This window comes from Streptomyces sp. A18 (assembly GCF_059026065.1).
Window position 1 is genome coordinate 1 of the sequence record NZ_JBWLKL010000030.1, and the last position, 16,121, is coordinate 16,121.

General features: G+C 67.0%; 10 protein-coding genes. 5 read left to right on the plus strand and 5 right to left on the minus strand.

All coding sequences use genetic code 11. From position 1 onward, the window contains the following. The 5 genes from AC5P1C_RS32445 to AC5P1C_RS32465 form a co-directional block, all read right to left on the minus strand. On the minus strand, positions 1-1,298 hold a 1,298-nt coding region (locus AC5P1C_RS32445), incomplete at its 3' end, for a glycoside hydrolase family 38 N-terminal domain-containing protein (RefSeq protein WP_493869528.1). Between the two features lie 67 nt (positions 1,299-1,365). Continuing rightward, positions 1,366-4,485: an alpha-mannosidase gene (locus AC5P1C_RS32450; RefSeq protein WP_493869529.1), complete on the minus strand. Its 3,120-nt coding sequence runs from the start codon at positions 4,483-4,485 to the stop codon at positions 1,366-1,368. Between the two features lie 65 nt (positions 4,486-4,550). Continuing rightward, the gene (locus AC5P1C_RS32455) at positions 4,551-6,176 is read right to left on the minus strand and encodes an ABC transporter substrate-binding protein (protein ID WP_493869530.1); all 1,626 of its coding nucleotides are present in this window, start codon (positions 6,174-6,176) and stop codon (positions 4,551-4,553) included. A 64-nt stretch (positions 6,177-6,240) separates the two neighbouring features. Beyond that, complete coding sequence (locus tag AC5P1C_RS32460; RefSeq protein ID WP_493869531.1) at positions 6,241-7,170, minus strand: carbohydrate ABC transporter permease; 930 nt, start codon at positions 7,168-7,170, stop codon at positions 6,241-6,243. Further along, positions 7,167-8,135: an ABC transporter permease gene (locus AC5P1C_RS32465; RefSeq protein ID WP_493869532.1), complete on the minus strand. Its 969-nt coding sequence runs from the start codon at positions 8,133-8,135 to the stop codon at positions 7,167-7,169. Before AC5P1C_RS32465 ends, AC5P1C_RS32460 begins: the two co-directional genes overlap by 4 nt. Before the next feature lie 286 nt (positions 8,136-8,421). Here AC5P1C_RS32465 and AC5P1C_RS32470 point away from each other — a divergent pair, with 286 nt between their 5' ends. The 5 genes from AC5P1C_RS32470 (at position 8,422) to AC5P1C_RS32490 (ending at position 16,096) form a co-directional block, all read left to right on the plus strand. Beyond that, positions 8,422-10,653, plus strand: a complete 2,232-nt coding sequence (locus tag AC5P1C_RS32470; protein WP_493869533.1) for an ROK family transcriptional regulator — start codon at positions 8,422-8,424, stop codon at positions 10,651-10,653. Between the two features lie 201 nt (positions 10,654-10,854). Further along, positions 10,855-12,696, plus strand: coding sequence for a heparinase II/III domain-containing protein (locus tag AC5P1C_RS32475; RefSeq protein ID WP_493869534.1), 1,842 nt, complete (start codon positions 10,855-10,857; stop codon positions 12,694-12,696). A gap of 290 nt (positions 12,697-12,986) precedes the next feature. Then, positions 12,987-13,733, plus strand: coding sequence for an SGNH/GDSL hydrolase family protein (locus AC5P1C_RS32480; RefSeq protein WP_493869535.1), 747 nt, complete (start codon positions 12,987-12,989; stop codon positions 13,731-13,733). 111 nt (positions 13,734-13,844) lie between these two features. Then, entirely contained in the window at positions 13,845-15,185 is a 1,341-nt protein-coding gene (locus AC5P1C_RS32485) for a glycoside hydrolase family 99 protein (protein ID WP_493869536.1), read from the plus strand. 293 nt (positions 15,186-15,478) lie between these two features. After that, positions 15,479-16,096 (plus strand): SGNH/GDSL hydrolase family protein, encoded by a 618-nt coding sequence (locus tag AC5P1C_RS32490; RefSeq protein ID WP_493869537.1) that lies wholly within the window; start codon positions 15,479-15,481, stop codon positions 16,094-16,096. The last annotated feature ends 25 nt before the right edge of the window (positions 16,097-16,121 follow it).

The window sequence follows — 16,121 nt, forward strand, 5'->3', positions numbered from 1 at the left end:
TAGGTGTCGACGGGCGGGAAGTGCGTGAAGATGCGGGTGCCGTCGATGCCTTCCCAGTTGAAGGTGTGGTGCGGGAAGTTGTTGGTCTTGCTCCAGGAGATCTTCTGTGTGAGCAGGCGTGTGGCCCCGGCGGCCTTGATGATCTGCGGAAGCCCTGCCGCGAAGCCGAAGGTATCGGGGAGCCAGGCCTCGTCGCTCTCGATGCCGAACTCCTCGAGGAAGAACCGCTTCCCGTGGACGAACTGACGGGCCATGGCCTCCGAACCCGGCATGTTGGTGTCCGACTCCACCCACATCCCGCCCGTCGGCACGAACCGCCCGTCGGCGACCGCCTTCTTGACCCGCGTGTACACCTCGGGCCGGTGCTCCTTGATCCAGGCGAACTGCTGGGCCTGGGACATGGCGTAAACGAACTCGGGCTGTTCCTCGATGAGTTGCGTCATGTTCGACGCCGTGCGGGCCACCTTGCGGACCGTCTCACGCAGCGGCCACAGCCACGCGGAGTCGATGTGGGCGTGGCCGACCGCGCTGATGCGGTGGGCCGCGGGAACGGCGGGCGCGGCGAGCACCACGGCCAGTTCGTCGCGCGCGGCCTGAGCGGTGCCGTTGACATTCTCGAGATCGACGGCGTCCAGGGCGCGGCCGACGGCTCGGAGAATCTCCCAGCGGCGGGCCCCCTCCACGGGTAGCTCGGCCATCAGTTCGCCGAGCACCTCCAGATCCATGACCAGGTTCCATACGGTCTCGTCGAAGACGGCCAGGCACATCTCGCCGAGCACGTACTGCGGCGCATCGCCCGCGGTCGACCGGTCGCCCATCCGTGTCGGCTGGAAGGGCACGCCGCCGGCTTCCAAATCGGGATTGGAGGCAGCCTCGATGCGCCAGTGGACTTGCTCTCCCCCGGTGGCCGGAGAGCCGACGCGGATGTGGTTGTTACGCGGATGCAGGCCCTTCACCGGAGTGCCGTCGGGACGATACACAAGACCCTCGCACTGGAACCCCGGGGTGCGGGGAGTGAAGCCGAGGTCGAGGACGGCCTCGACGGTGCGGCCCGCCCACGCGGCCGGGACCGCGCCCGAGACGTCGAACCAGCTGGTCCCCCAAGGTGCCCCCCATGGGGTGCCGGGGGCAATGCGTCGTGTGGCGGCCGCCAGCCCGTCTGCCACGGGGACCGGTTCGCCCTGGGTGGACCAGATCTCCACGGCGAGTGGGGCGGTGACGGGATGGATCGCCGGCCGGATGCGTTCGTTGAGGACGCGTTCCAGGCGTGCTTCGACCAGGGTGCGGTCATCGTGCATGTAAGAGGGTCTCCTGTTGCGACGAGATGGCGGAGTTGATCAGCGGTCGGGGGCGAGGGGCCGGGGCCTACACGCTCTCTCGCGTCCGGTGCAGCCGCAGGGTGCGGATCTGGAAGGGCCGCATGCGAAATGCCGTGGACCCTGCGTCGGCGGCCAGGGGCAGTTCCTCTCGCGGGACTTCCAGCAGATCGCAGTCGCTGACGCCGACGATCGGGAAGTTCGCCGTGAGGGTTGCGGTCACCGCTCCCCCGCACGCTTCGTAGAGGCGCACCACCACGTCGCCGCTGCGGTCGTCAGCCAGCTTCACCGCTTCAACCACTACATCGGTACTGTCCACGCCGAGCAGCGCGGGCAGCGCGGCGGGCGCAGGCCTGAGTGGCAGGTTCAGTGCGTATCCCCCGGCGATCGCCTCTTCGATCCCGGCGCCCACGAGCAGCGCGTACGTGAAGGTGTGCCGCCCTCGGTCGGCCTCCGGATCAGGGCTGTGCGGGGCGCGCAGCAGGGACAGGCGCAGGGTCGTGGTGGTTCCGCCGTCGTCGCGGGTGTCGCGGCCGACGTCGTGGCCGTAGGTGGAGTCGTTCAGGACCGCGGCTCCCCAGTGGCGCTCTCCGACGTGGATCCACCGGTGGGCCCACAGTTCGAAACGTGCCGCGTCCCAGCTGGTGTTCTCGTGTGTGGGGCGTCGTACGTGCCCGAACTGGATCTCCGCGCTCTCCTCCTCAGCATGGACGTCGAGCGGCCAGGCGGCCTTGAGTACGGTGTCTCGTTCCTGCCAGTCGATGTCCGTCCGCACTGTCAACTGGCTGCTTTCCGCAGCTAGTTCGAGATGCTGGACCACCATCGAAGAGCCGAACCTGCGCTCGACACGGACGGCGGCCAGCAGCGGACCACTGTCGGCGAGGGTCACCGTCTCGGCCTCCCGGAGGTCGTGCACGGTGTCGCGGTACTGGGGGTCGATGTTCCAGGCGGACCACACGTTCGGGTCGTCGGGGTGCAGTTGAAGGAGGTTGCCCACGGTTCCGGGGGCAATCGCCTCACGGCCTGCGCCATGGTCGTACACGGACGCCACCAGACCGTCGCCGTCGATCGTCACCGTGAGCGCGCCGTTGTACAGCACGAATCCGTCCCCCTCGGCGCGTGCGGTGACGGGGGTGGTGGGCGATGTCAGGGTGCTGCCGGAGCCCAGCGCGGGGATGTCGGCGAGCACGGCCAGGCGTCCGTCGGCCAGCCGCTGTCCGCCCGTAATGTCGGCAGGCGCGGCACCGTCGGGGTGCGGTGGGAGCACCGCCACCTCATAGCGGTCGTAGGGTCCGGCGTTGAGGAAGGTCCCTGAAGGCGCCTGTTCCAGCGAGCCCGTCGAGTGAGCGATGACCTCCTCGAGTTCCTCGCGCACCGCGCCGTACACCTGCTCGGCCTGCTGGTGCACCCAGGCGATGGAGGTACCGGGGAGGATGTCGTGGAACTGGTTGAGCAGCACATTCCGCCAGATCGACTCCAGCCGCTCGAACGGGTACGGGGCTTCGGCGTACACGGCCGCGGTGGTGGCCCACAGTTCGGCCTCGCGCAGCAGTGCCTCGGAGCGGCGGTTGCCGCGCTTGGTGCGGGCCTGGCTGGTGTAGGTGCCGCGGTGGTTCTCCAGGTAGAGCTCGCCGCGCCAGACCGGCAGCTGCTCGTACTCGTCACGGGCCGCCTCGAAGAAGGCGTTCGGTGGGCCTACCTCGACACGGGGCGAGCCCTCCAGGTCACGCAGCCTGCGCGCCCTCTCCAGCATGGAGCGGCTCGGGCCGCCGCCTCCGTCGCCGTACCCGAACGGGACGAGCGAGCGGCTTGCCGGTCCCTTGTCGGCGAAGTTGGCTTCGGCGTGGGCGAGTTCGCCTGCCGTCAGCTCCGCGTTGTAGGTGTCGACGGGCGGGAAGTGGGTGAAGATGCGGGAGCCGTCAATGCCTTCCCAGGCAAACGTGTGATGCGGCAGGCGGTTGGTCTCGTTCCAGGACAGTTTCTGGGTGAGGAACCAGCTCGCTCCGGCCAGTTTGGCGAGTTGCGGATAAACCGCGCTGTACCCGAAGGAGTCCGGCAGCCACACCCCTTCCTGTTCGATTCCGAACTCCTCGGCGAAGAAGCGTCGGCCGTACACGAGTTGGCGTGCGAGGGCCTCGCCGCCTGGCAGGTTCCCGTCCGCCTCCACCCACATGCCGCCGACCGGCGCCCAGTTCCCGGCGGCGATGGCCTTCTTGATGCGCTCGAAGATCTCCGGATGACGCTCCTTGATCCAGGCGTACTGCTGCGCCGAGGAGCAGGCGAAGACCAGTTCCGGGTACTCCGCGGCGAGCGTGGTCATGTTGGTGAAGGTCCGCGCGCACTTGCGGATGGTCTCGCGCACCGGCCACAGCCAGGCCGAGTCGATGTGCGCGTGGCCGACCGCGGCGACGGTGTGGGCAGAGGCGTGCGCCGGGCGGGACAGGACATCGGACAGCAGGCGACGCCCCACGGCGGCCGTGCTGGAGATGTCGTTGGGGTTCAGGGCATCGGCGGCCCGTCGCAGCGCGTACAGGATCTCGTGGCGCCGCGAGGATCCTTCGGGCAGCTCCCGCATCAGCTCATCGAGCACCTCGATGTCGTGAATGAGATGCCAGACGTCCTCGTCGCGTACAGCGATCTCGGCCTGCCTGAGCTGATAGAGGTGTGCGTCGCCCGCGGTCTCACGCGAACCGAGGTGGGTGCCGCGTGCCTGGCTCCCGGAGATATTGGGGTTGGCTGCGAGCTCCACCATCAGGTCGACGCTCTCGCCTGCGGTCGCGTTCCCGCTGAGCAGCAGACTCCGGTTGTAGGGGTGCAGGCCCTGAACGGGAGAGCCGTCGCGGTAGACGAATCCCTCGGCCTGCCCGCCGGGCCCGCGGTCCAGGTCGAAGCCGAGGTCGAAGACGGCCTCCACGCGCAGGCCCGCCCACTCGGCGGGAATGTCGGCGGTGGCCTTGAGCCATGTGGTCGCCCATGGACTGCCCCAGGTCTCGCCGATCCGCATCGGTTCGTACGATGCGCCGAGCGCCTCGGTGAACGGCACCGGTTCGCCGTCGACGTGCCAGGCCGCGAGCGTCAGGGGGCGGGTGGCGCTGTAGAGAGCGGGACGCAGGACCCGCTCAAGGAGCTTACGGATTCGTGCTTCGGTCATCCCGCGGTCGTCGTGCACAGTGTGGATCCTTCTCCGAGGTGGTTCAGAACTTCGTAGGTCTGCGTAGCGGCGGCGCGAGCCGTCTATCCGTGCAGGCCCGCCCAGTTACGCTCGAACTCGCCGCGCATCTTGTCGCCAATGGTCACGCGCCAGTGCTTCACGGCGTCCGTGACGTCGCCCCAGCTGGCGTTGCCCCTCATGTAGCCCTTCAGGGGGCCCTCGATGATCTCTTCGCGGGCGGTCTGCCCGAACGTCACATTGGTCTCCGAGTACAAGCCGTACGAATCGTCGGGCACAAGAACGTCGACCGCCCGCCGCTGGAACATGTGCTGACGGCGTACCGGTTCGGGATCCGGTGGGTAGTAGATGGCTTGCGGAGCGTCCGTGGTGAAGGGGGTGGGCAGTCCGGTGTCCAACACGCCGGTCGGATTCAGCACGGGGTCGGACGCCTTGAAGGAGAAGTCGTGTCCCTCCACTCCGTACTTGCGCAGCAGGTAGTGGTCGGTGCCGAACGGTGAGGCCATCAGGTTGAAAGCCCGCAGCAGTTGCTCGATGCGTTCCTTGGGGGCCTTCTTCAGGGAGAGCATCGAGAAGGTCGACTGGCCGGCCCAGTGCGATCCCTTGCCTCCGTCGTATCCCGGCGCGAGCATCGCGTCGATGTCGAACTTCGGGTCGGTGGCGCCGTACTGGATGAGGTTCTGGTTCCAGGCGGACAGACCGTCGAAATTGATGGCGATCTGCCCGTTGCCGAACCAGTCCTTGAACTTTCCGATGCTGGTGAATCCGTCGGGGTGGAACGTGTGCGCCTTGACCAGTTGACGCACCGCGTCGAGGGCCTGGTGCAGGATGTCGCTCTCCTCCAGGAACCACGTGAACCGTCCCCCGCGCTCCCTCCAGTAGTTCGCTCCGTGCAGCATCTCCAGGACGAAGAAGAGGGTGGTGCGCGGGTCGCCGACGGCGTACTTCGCATGCTTGGGGTCAGAAACGTCCTTGCACAGCTGCAGAAAGTCCTTGAACGACTTCGGCTCCGGGTCCAATCCCTTCTGCTTCATGATGTCGGCCCGGTACAGCATCGCGGAACCGCTGTTCGCGCGGGGCATCGGCAGGCCGTACAGACCACCCGCGAGGACCATGGGCTGCCAGGAGCTGCTGGGGATGTTCGCCAGATAGGGGTAACGGCGTACGGCGTCGCCGGACAGGTGCGGAGACAGGTCCTCGAACAGCGCGTTGAGCATGGCCGGCTGCTGGGGCGCCGTGGGCAGGACCAGCATGGCGTCGGGCAGCTGGCCACCCGCCACGGTCAGGGCGAACTTGACCGGGTAGTTCGCCACCGGCACGATCTCGAAATTGAGGTCCGTGCCTATGCTTTCGTTGAGCGTGCGCCACATCGGGTTCTTTGATGCCGGAGGCGGCACGGGGGTGAAAGTCAACGTCATCACATCGATGGCCGGCCCCTTGGCCGGCGGGCCGTCGGGGGCCGCGGCCACCGGGTGCTTGGGGTAGTGGTAGTAGCCGCCCAGCACCCCGGCCTTGGTGGCCTTCAAGTCCGGCTGTACACCCCGGAAAGGGACGTAATCCGGCAGTGTCACGTCGCCGTTCTGTGCGAGCGGTGGTGCGGCGACACCGTCGCCGCACGCCGCGAGGCCGGGAACTGCAGCCGTGGCGAGCCCTGCCAGGAGAACGTTCCTGCGGGTGAGGTGCGCACCCATGGGAGATCCCTCTCTTTTCTGTGCGGTGATCGATGGCTCGGGAGCGGCCGGGGTCCGGGCGAGGTCAGCCCTTGACCGCACCGAGCATCACGCCCTTGGTCATGTGCCGTTGCAGGAAGGGAAAGATGACGGTGATCGGCAGGATGGACAGGACGAGAATGGCCGCCTGGAGCGCCACCGTGGGCGGCAGCGCGGCACCGGGATCGGAGGTCTGGCCCTGGCCGAGCGCCGCGTTGTTCACCACATAGGTCTGCAGCACGAGCTGGAGGGGCCACTTCGCGGACTCGTTGATGTACACGAGCGCATTGAAGAAGGCGTTCCAGTACGACACCGCGTAGAAGAGGCCGATGACCGCGACTGCCGCCTTGGAGAGCGGCAGGACGATCCGGGTGAGGATGCGCCACTCACCCGCGCCGTCGATGCGGGCGGCGTCGATCAGTTCGGTGGGCAGACTCGTGAAGAAGGAACGCAGGACGATGACGTTGAACGCGTTCACCGCGGTGGGAAGGATCAGCGCCCAGTAGCTATTGATCAGGCCGAGCTGCTTGACCAGCAGGTAGCTGGGGATGAGGCCCGGAACGAACAACAGCGAGAGGACGAGCAGCAGCAGTATGGGCCGCTGCCCGAATCCGTCCCGCCGGCTCAGGCCATAACCGAGACCGATGGACGCCGCCAGACTGATCAGCGTCCCGACCAGGGTGATGCCTACGCTGACCAGCATGGCGCGGGAGACCAGGCCGCCGCCCAGCAGGGCCCGGTAGGAGTCGAGTGTGGGGTGATCGGGCCACAGCACGAACCCGCCGGTCTCGTTGATCTGCGCGGCGCCGGCGAGCGAGGTCGAGAGCACCGCCACGAACGGGATCGCCACCAAGGCCACGCACACCAGCAGGATCAGGGACTTGGCGGCACGCCATACCGGCGTGCCGGGGGCCTGGCCCGGAATGGCGCTGTAGGTGCGTGCCGGCCTGCGGCGCACCGGGGTGAGTGTGGTCATTTGCGGTAGATGCCTTCCTCGCCGAAAAGATGGGCGACTTTGTTCGCACCCAGCACGAGCGCCACCCCGACCAGCCCCTTGACCAGACCGACGGCCGCGCTGACCCCCCACTGCCCGGCGATCAGGCCGTTGTTGTAGACGTAGGTGTCCAGCACTTCGGTGGTGTTCCTGTCCAGACCCGTCTGCTGCAGCACGATCTGCTCGAAGCCGACGCTCAGGGCGTCGCCGAGCCGGAGGATCAACAGCAGGATCACCAGGCCGCGCAGCGCCGGGAGCGTCACGTGCCAGGTCTGCCGCAGCGGGCTCGCCCCGTCCACCGCGGCTGCCTCGTACAAGTCGGTGTCGACGCGTGAGAGGGCTGCGAGGAAGAGGATGGTGGCCCAGCCGGTGTCCTTCCAGATCACCTGCGACGTCAACAGTTCCTTGAACAGATCCGGGTTGCCGATGATGCTCCAGGCACCCATCTCGTGTGCCTGGAGGAACACGTTCAACAGGCCACCGTTGCCAAGCATCTGCTGGAAGATCGCGACGATGACCACCCAGGACAGAAAGTGCGGCAGGTAGAGCACGTTCTGCACGATGCTCTTGAGCCGCTCGCCGACCATGCTGTTCAACAGGAGTGCCAGCACGATCGGCAGCGGGAAGACGAACACCACCTGGATCAGGGTGAGTTCAAGTGTGTTGATCAGCGCGTGGACGAAGGCCGGGTCACCATTGAAGAGGATCTTGAAGTTGCCGAAGCCGCTCCATGGGCTGTGCGCGATGCCGGTGAAGGGCTGGTAGTCCTGGAAGGCGATGACGTTGCCGAGTAGTGGTACGTAGTGGAAAAGCAGCAGAAGAACAGTCCCCGGAACGGCGAACCAGAAGAGCGCCCTGTCGCGGCGGTGTCGCGGCCGGGCTGTGCCACGGCGGCGTGGCTTGTTATCTGCGCCCGGTCGACGGACCGGCCGATCCAGCATCGTCATATCGTGTGAACCCCTTCCCCGGAAGATGGGCAATCTCGCTCGCATCTCGACCGGCGAGACCTATGTAAATCTCGTGGATTGTGTGACGTCAATGCCCGCGACCGCTCGGGTTCACCACAGACCGTTGCAGGTCGTATGTGCAAGGTGTACTGATAGAAGCGCTGAAAGCGCGTTCTGCCAGGTGGCTGACCCCCTGAGAGGGCACGGAGAGTACCCGCAATCGAACGTGTCGAGACCCTGGAATTGGCCACTAAGTACTTTTACAAGTGAGGGCGGAAAAGAGACCATGCCGAAGTCGAGTGAGCTGTCACTGTCGGATCACGAGCTGGCCGAAATCAGCGCCTGGGCAGTCGGCAGAGAGGACCGGACCGTCCGAAGCGCGATCCTGCGGGACGCGGCGAAAGGGCTGTCCGTCTCCGAGAGCGCGCGCAACCTCGGGGTTTCACGGCCGACGGTTACCGCCTGGCGCCAGCGCTACGCAAGCCACGGCCTGTCCGGGCTCGAGCACCGGCCGCGCAGCGGGCGACCCGCTCGCATAGACGAAGCCGATGTCGTCGCGGCGACACTTGCCGGGCCGCCGCAGCCCCAGCAAGCCTGGTCCGCCCGAGCGCTCGCCGACCATCTGGGGCTCTCGCACACCGCGCTCGGCCGAGTCTGGCAGCGTTGGCAGGTACGGCACAGAGCAGCTGTTACTCCCGCTGTGCTGCCACTGAAACCGGCGCTGCCCTGCCGCCAGTTGGAGCTGCTCGCCGCGTGCGTGCAGCCGGACGGCTCATCCTTCGTCATCATCTCCGAGGCCGTCCGCACGGCGCCGTCGGGGACCAAGCCCGCGACTCCCGAGGAACGGCAGATGCGATATGCGGCGCTCAGCGCCGTGATGCGGAGAGTGCGTCCCGAGGACGACACGGACACGACGGTCAAGCTCCCCGTCACAGATTCGCAGCCTGCCCCCACACACACCGGCCGCGCGACGCCCCGGGCCGTGCAAGGCGTCCCGGGTCCGGTCATCCCGCCGCCGCTCACCGCACGTTGGACGGGGCGACGCCTCCACGTCATCGTCTGGGGCGAACCGGCTGATCCCGCCGGACTTCCGGCGGGAGCCACGCGATACGCGGCTCCCGCGTCCATGGGATGGGCAGCAACTGTCTGTCTGTTGGCCCAACTCGAGCTGCAGCATCAGCCCCAGTCGGCACGCGTGGCACTGGATTCACTGACCGACGCGGCACGGGAGCAGGCCAGGAAGGAGCCAGGCTCTCCGTTTTGGTGGCTACGTCCCACGCCTGAGACGACGACGGTGCGCAGACGCGCCGTCCACCGGGCCTTCGACCAACTGGCGTTGGGGTCGTTCAACGAAAAGCTGGTGATCGAGTCCGTCAGAGTCGCGGGCTCCCTCAGCCGGATCGAGATCGCCGAGCGCACCGGCCTGACCCCCCAGGCGGTCTCGCGGATCACCCGGAACCTGCTCACCACCGGCATCCTCGTGGCAGACGCACGCCGCTCGAGCGGCACCGGCAAGCCCCGCGTTCCGCTCCGGCTGCGGCCGGACGCGGCCTGTGCGATCGGCATCCACATAGACCCCGAGATGATCACGGTCGTGCTGGTCGACTTGTGCGGCAACGTACGGGCCAAGCACTGTCTGGCCGTCACTCCGGACAGGGCACCCCAGCCGTGCTTGGAATGGATGGCCCGCACGACCATGCAGTCCGTCGAGGAGGTCGCTCCTCTGGGGCAGAATCTGCTCGGAGTCGGCGTGGCCGTGCCCGGCCCGCTGGACGTGAACAAGGGCGTCCTGCTCGACCTACCACTGTGGTCGGGGTGGAACGAAGTGCCACTACGCGACGAGTTGAGCCGGATGTTGAACCTGCCGGTGATTCTCGAGAAGGACGCGACCGCAGCCACGATCGGCGAACAGTGGCTGGGAGCGGGCGAGAGCAGCGCCGACTTCGTCTACCTCTACCTGGGAGCAGGGGCCGGGAGCGGAGCCTTCCTCAACGGCGACGTGTATCGCGGGGCTTCAGGAAACGCGGGCGAGTTCGGCGAGTTGACCGCCTACGCCCTCAACCAGGTGTCGCCCGACGGCGGGCCTCGTATGGTGCCCGAGTGCGCGCCCATGTCCGCCGTGGTCACCCGAGCCGCGGCGGCGGGAATGACCGGCCCGGGCGGTGAACTCACCTACGATGCGGTGTGTTCGGCGGCGGCCGACGGCGATGTCCGAGCCACCGACGCGATCCGCGAAGTCGCGCGCGTCGTGGCCCGCGGCGCTGTCGCGATGACCGACCTGTACGACACCGACCTCATGGTCGTGGGCGGGCCCGCTGTCCCACCCAGCATCGCGGAGTTGTATCTGACCGAGATCTCTGCCGCGGTCAACCGCTTTCCGATCGCCCGGCGCGTACGCCCGGTCCGGGTCACCTACTCCACGCTCAGCGGTTCCGCCGCCGCAGTCGGTGCCGCGGCAGGGGTCTTCCATACGGCGTTCGCTCCACGCCTGCGTACCCACAGCGGCACCGGTGCCTGAAGCACGAGAAGCCCCCACCCGATACCCGCACCTCCCAGGGAAGAGACCATGACGTCACAGCACCCCGCGCCCGGCACGTCCGGGCCACCGGTCAAAGCCGGCCCGCATACCGAATCCGATCACGGATTTCCGCGCCTCACGCGCTTGTTCCCACCCTCCTTGATCACGTCACGAATGCCGCCCATAGGCCGGTGGAGGCCCGTGCCGGCTTCCACGGACCACCGCGCATGGGAGGCGATCGCTTCCCATGCCCGACCGCGTGTCCTGAAAGAGGCAGGCGCCTCGCTCGGCGATCCCTGGCCCGCATTGCCGGCCTCGCTGTTCGCCCGCTTCGCTCGCGACGGCGACCGCTGGGACTACCAGACTCCAGCCTTCGCCCGGCGGGCCCGGCTCGGCTGGGCAGTCCTCGCCGTCGCGCTGTGCCCCGACACCGACAGCCGTCGGGCAGCGTTCCTCGACGAGGTGATGGACGGCGTGTGGGCATTGTGCGAGGAGACGACGTGGGCCTGGCCCGCCCACGACTTCCGGGTCCTGGACTCCCGGCGCGGCCGGCTCCCCGACCCACACCGACCCACCCTGGACCTCGGGGCGTCGGGTACAGCCGTGCTGCTCGCCCTCACCGACGCGGTCACGGGCGACGAGCTCGATCTGATCGACCCGGTGATCCGTCACCGCCTGCGCCACGAGGTCTCCACCCGTGTCCTGCGGCCCTACCTGGAGCGGGACGAATGGGGTTGGTACGACGGAACGACCGCCAAACTGAACAACTGGAACCCCTGGATCCACTCCGAGTTGCTCATGGCCACCGCACTGACCGAGGAATCCTCCGACCGACGTACGGCCCTGATGGGCCGCATCCTCCAGGGACTGGAGAACTATCTCGAGGCCCATCCGCGAGACGGCGGCTGCGACGAGGGCCCGCACTACTGGTGGCGCGCCGGTGCCAGTCTCTTCGAATGCCTTGAAACCCTCACTTCCCTGCTCGGCACCGACGCGGGCGTGTTCTCCCATCCCCTGATCCGCGCCATCGCCCGTTATCCCGTGAGCACGTGGATCGGGGACGGCTGGGCCGTCAACTTCGCGGACGGCCCTGCCCGACCGCGCGAGACCGCACCGGCCATACTCTTCCGCTACGGTCGGCGCACTGCCCAGCCAGAGGTTGCCGCCCATGCCCGAGCCCTACGCGACGAGGCCGAACCCGCGCTGCCCTCCGAGGATGCGCCGTTCGATCTGCGCCGTACATTGGACGCCCTGCTCGACACGGAGTGGCACACCGTCAGGCCCACCGAATTCCCACTGCCCTCGCATACCTGGCTGCCCGACACTCAGGTCCTGGTGGCGCGCACTGCGCCAGGCACCACGAGCGGCCTGCTCCTGGCCGCCAAAGCAGGCCACAACGACGAGAGCCACAACCACAACGACGTCGGATCCTTCATCGTCGCCGTGGACGCCCGCCCGCTGCTCATCGATGTCGGAGTGGGTACCTATCGCAGGGAGACCTTCAGCACCGAGCGCTACGGAATCTGGTCGATGACCAGCGCATATCACAACGTGCCCGTCGTCAATGGGCTCTGCCAGACACCTGGTCCCGACTTCAGCGCCACCGGCGTCTCCTCCCACCACTCGGAGGACACCGATGAAATGACCTGCGATCTCGCCCCTGCCTACCCGCCCCAGTCCGGGCTCAAGGCATGGCTGCGGACCGTTCGGCTCGTGCGGGGCGCTGACGAGCGCGTCGAGATCGACGACTCCTGGGATTGCGCGGCCCCGCCCCGTTCCCTGGCCCTGCATCTACTGGTCAGCGGAGACCTGCTGGTGCTGCCCGGAGGCCGGGCCACCGTCACACCCGCAACGGGGCGCGGCCTGACCCTGAGTTGGGACTCTGCGGCGTTCGGCGCCGAGGCGGAGACGATTTCCCTGACCGATCCCGCCTTCACTCGTGTCTGGGGGGCCGTCGTCCACCGGCTCGTGCTCACCGCGCACACTCCCTCACTCACCGGGCGGCACAAGCTCGTGGCCGAGGTACTCCGGCCCTCCTTGTAAAAGTAGTTACTGCCCGCGCCGGGAAGGCGAGGAGCTCACGCATGTTCGCCCCTCAAAGCCTGAGGCTCCGCCCTGTGCCAGTTCACGCAGCACCGCACGTGCAACCTCGTGGAAGGTAACTAGGTTTCCATCCGCATATTTCCGCGGGTCGAGGACGCTGCGTGTATTGACGTAAAGCAATCCAATGAATTCTCTTGCTCCCAGGCGCTCGGTACTTGAGGCGCTGTCCCGCGTCTGATGAATGCGGCGCGCCCACGTTCACGATTTCGTTGGTCCCGGCAGGAGTTCTCATGCACGCAGCTCTGTCCAGACGCACGTTCGTCCTCGGCGGCGCGATAGTCGCTGCCGACCTCGCACTGCCGCAGGTCCGCGCCGTTGCCGACGACGCCCCCGGGGAGTCCAACGGCGGTGTCCGCATCATGCCGCTCGGTGACTCCATCACCGACGGCTTCACCTCGTACCCCGGGGCCTACCGCGTCGGTCTCTGGCAGCGCCTCGCGGCCGGCGGCTACACCGTGGACTTCGTCGGCTCCCTCAGCAATGGTCCCGCCGAGCTCGGCGACCACAACCACGAAGGGCACTCCGGCTGGCGCATCGACCAGTTGGACACCAACATCAACTCCTGGCTCAGTCAGAGCGATCCACGCACCGTCATGCTGCTCATCGGCACCAATGACCTGAACCAGAATCACGACATCGCCAACGCGCCCGCCCGGCTTTCCACCCTGATCGACCACATCCGCGCAGCCGAGCCGCAGTGCGAGCTCTTCGTGGCGACGGTCCCACCCCAGTCCAACGCCACGCTCGAAAGCCGCGTCAGGGCGTACAACGCCGCGATCCCCCAAGTCGTCGCGCAGAAGGGATCGCGCGTCCATCTGGTGCGCATGTACGACGCGCTGACCACTGCCGACCTGGCGGATGGCATTCACCCCACTCAGGCCGGCTACGACAAGATGGCCGCCGTCTGGTACGCCGCTCTGCGCTCGGTTCCGGCCTCCCTGACCCCGCTTCGCCGGCAAACAGCCAACGCCCGCTGAGCTCACCTCTCTCAGCCATCCCGGCGGCCACGCTCCCCACGCAGACGGCCTCGGCCGCCCTGCGGGCCCCCTGTTGTCCTCCCCTTCCCTCACAACGTCCAAGGAGTCAAAATGACCGAACCAAAGCATGCCCGGCGAAACTTCCTGCGCGGGGCCGGCGCACTCGGCGTAGGAGCTGCGGCGGTGTGGACCGGCGTCAACTCCATCTCTCCTGCCGACGCTCAGCCAACCAACTCCTCCGATGACCGGCCCGCCCCCAAGCGCCGCAAGACAATCGCGGCGGCCGCCGCCGTCAAGGGCAAGGTTTATGTGGGCTACCAGGGCTGGTTCGTCTGTGCCGGGGACGGTTCCCCGATCAACACCTGGACACACTGGTCCAAGGGCACCACGCCTTCTCCCGACAACCAGACGTTCGAGCTCTATCCGGACACGTCGGCCTACCCCTCCAGCTCACTGACTCAGACCGGCTACGCCAACTTGGGAAACGGCAAGCCCGCGCAGCTGTTCAGCTCGTACTCGACGGCCGTGATCGACCAGCACTTCCGCTGGATGCAGCAGTACGGCATCGACGGCGCGGCTCTCCAGCGCTTTGGCAGCGACATCAGCGCGGTCGGCCAGCCCCGTCTCAAGCAGCGCAACGACATTCACAGCAAGGCTCGTGACGCAGCGCAGAAGTCCGGCCGCGGCTTCTACATCGAGTACGACATCAGCGGTCTCACTGATGCAAACCTGGTCTCTACGGTCCAGAACGACTGGACCAACACCATCAACGGCTCACTGCACCTTCCGGACTCCCCGTCCTATACCCGTGAGGGTGGCAAGCCCGTAGTCCACCTGTGGGGCCTCGGATTCACCAACCGGCCCGGCACCGTGGACAGCAGCATCGAGCTCATCAACTGGTTCAAGAGCAAGGGCATCTACGTCATAGGCGGCGTCCCGAGGGGCTGGCGCACCGACTCCAATGCCAAACCGGGCTTCGGCCCCGTCTACGCCGCCCTCGACATGGTGTCCCCGTGGAACGTCGGCAACCCCACCGTCAGTCAGCAGCAGTTCAACGACGACATGGCCCAGCTCAAGGAGAACGGCCAGGACTACCAGCCCGTCATCTACCCGGGCTTTGCGTGGTCGAACTGGAAGGACGGCGGCGCACCACGCAATGAGATCCCGCGCAAGTCGGGGGACTTCATGTGGCAGCAGGCCGTGGCGGTCGCTCGATGCGGCACTCGCTCCGCATTCATCGCGATGTTCGACGAGTACGACGAGGCGACGGCCATCGGTCCCGCCGCGACCGACCAGTCCATGATCCCCACCAACCAGTACTTCCTCACTCTCGACGCCGACGGCACGCACCTCTCGTCCGACTTCTACCTCCGCCTGGCGGGCGCGGCAACCAAGATGATCAATGGTTCGACCGGTATCACTCCGACCGTCCCGATCCCGCCCGTCGGCTGACTCGCGAGCAGCTGCGGGCGGAAGGCAACTTGCGTGAGGGTGAGGGGACACCTCCACGCAAGGTCGTGAATCCCGTAGGCACCTGCCGTTCCGAATCCGCAAAGCCCGGTTGCGAAGCAACACTCCACGACGTGCCTGCGCGGCGTCCTACAGTCAAGGTCCAGCTCGGTCCGACGCACCGCAAGGCACGACATCGTCCTCAACTCACATTGAGAAGCCCCATGCACATATTCCCGGCCCCTGACGGGACAGCCACGTCCAGCGCCCTGCCCACCGAACGCAGCGTACGCATCATGCCTCTTGGCGATTCCATCACCGACGGGCACAACGCTTATCCCGGCGGCTACCGAGTCGCTCTCTGGCATCGATTGACCGCCGACGAGCATGACATCGACTTCGTCGGATCCATGACCAACGGCCCCGCCGAGCTCGGCTCCCGGCACCATGAAGGCCACTCCGGCTGGCGCATCGACCAGTTGGACGCCCACATCAGCTCGTGGCTGCAGCAGAGCGATCCACGCACCGTTACGCTGCTCATCGGCACGAACGACATAAATCAGAATTACGACGTCGACAACGCGCCGGCACGACTTTCCACCCTGGTCGAACGCATCCGCACTACCAAGCCGCACTGCGAGATCTTCGTTTCCACCATCCCGCCCCAGCCTGATCCAGGACGCGAGCGCAGGATCCGGACCTTCAACGCTGCGATTCCTCAGATCGTGGCCCAGAAGGGGCAGCACGTCCACGTGGTGAACATGTACAACGCGATGACAACGAACGACCTCGCCGATGCCGTCCACCCAAACCGGGCCGGGCACGAGAAAATGGCCGCCGTCTGGTACTCCGCTCTGCGCTCGGTTCCGGCCGCGCTGACCCCGCTCCGATATCCACTCGCCTGCCCATCATAAGAGTCATGGCGCCTCTCCCCTGGGC

Coding starts and splice junctions, on each gene's coding strand:
- AC5P1C_RS32460 (WP_493869531.1), bottom strand. CDS start 7,170: ATGACCACACTCACCCCGGTGCGCCGCAGGCCGGCACGCACCTACAGC.
- AC5P1C_RS32470 (WP_493869533.1), top strand. CDS start 8,422: ATGCCGAAGTCGAGTGAGCTGTCACTGTCGGATCACGAGCTGGCCGAA.
- AC5P1C_RS32480 (WP_493869535.1), top strand. CDS start 12,987: ATGCACGCAGCTCTGTCCAGACGCACGTTCGTCCTCGGCGGCGCGATA.
- AC5P1C_RS32485 (WP_493869536.1), top strand. CDS start 13,845: ATGACCGAACCAAAGCATGCCCGGCGAAACTTCCTGCGCGGGGCCGGC.
- AC5P1C_RS32490 (WP_493869537.1), top strand. CDS start 15,479: ATGCCTCTTGGCGATTCCATCACCGACGGGCACAACGCTTATCCCGGC.
- AC5P1C_RS32455 (WP_493869530.1), bottom strand. CDS start 6,176: ATGGGTGCGCACCTCACCCGCAGGAACGTTCTCCTGGCAGGGCTCGCC.
- AC5P1C_RS32465 (WP_493869532.1), bottom strand. CDS start 8,135: ATGACGATGCTGGATCGGCCGGTCCGTCGACCGGGCGCAGATAACAAG.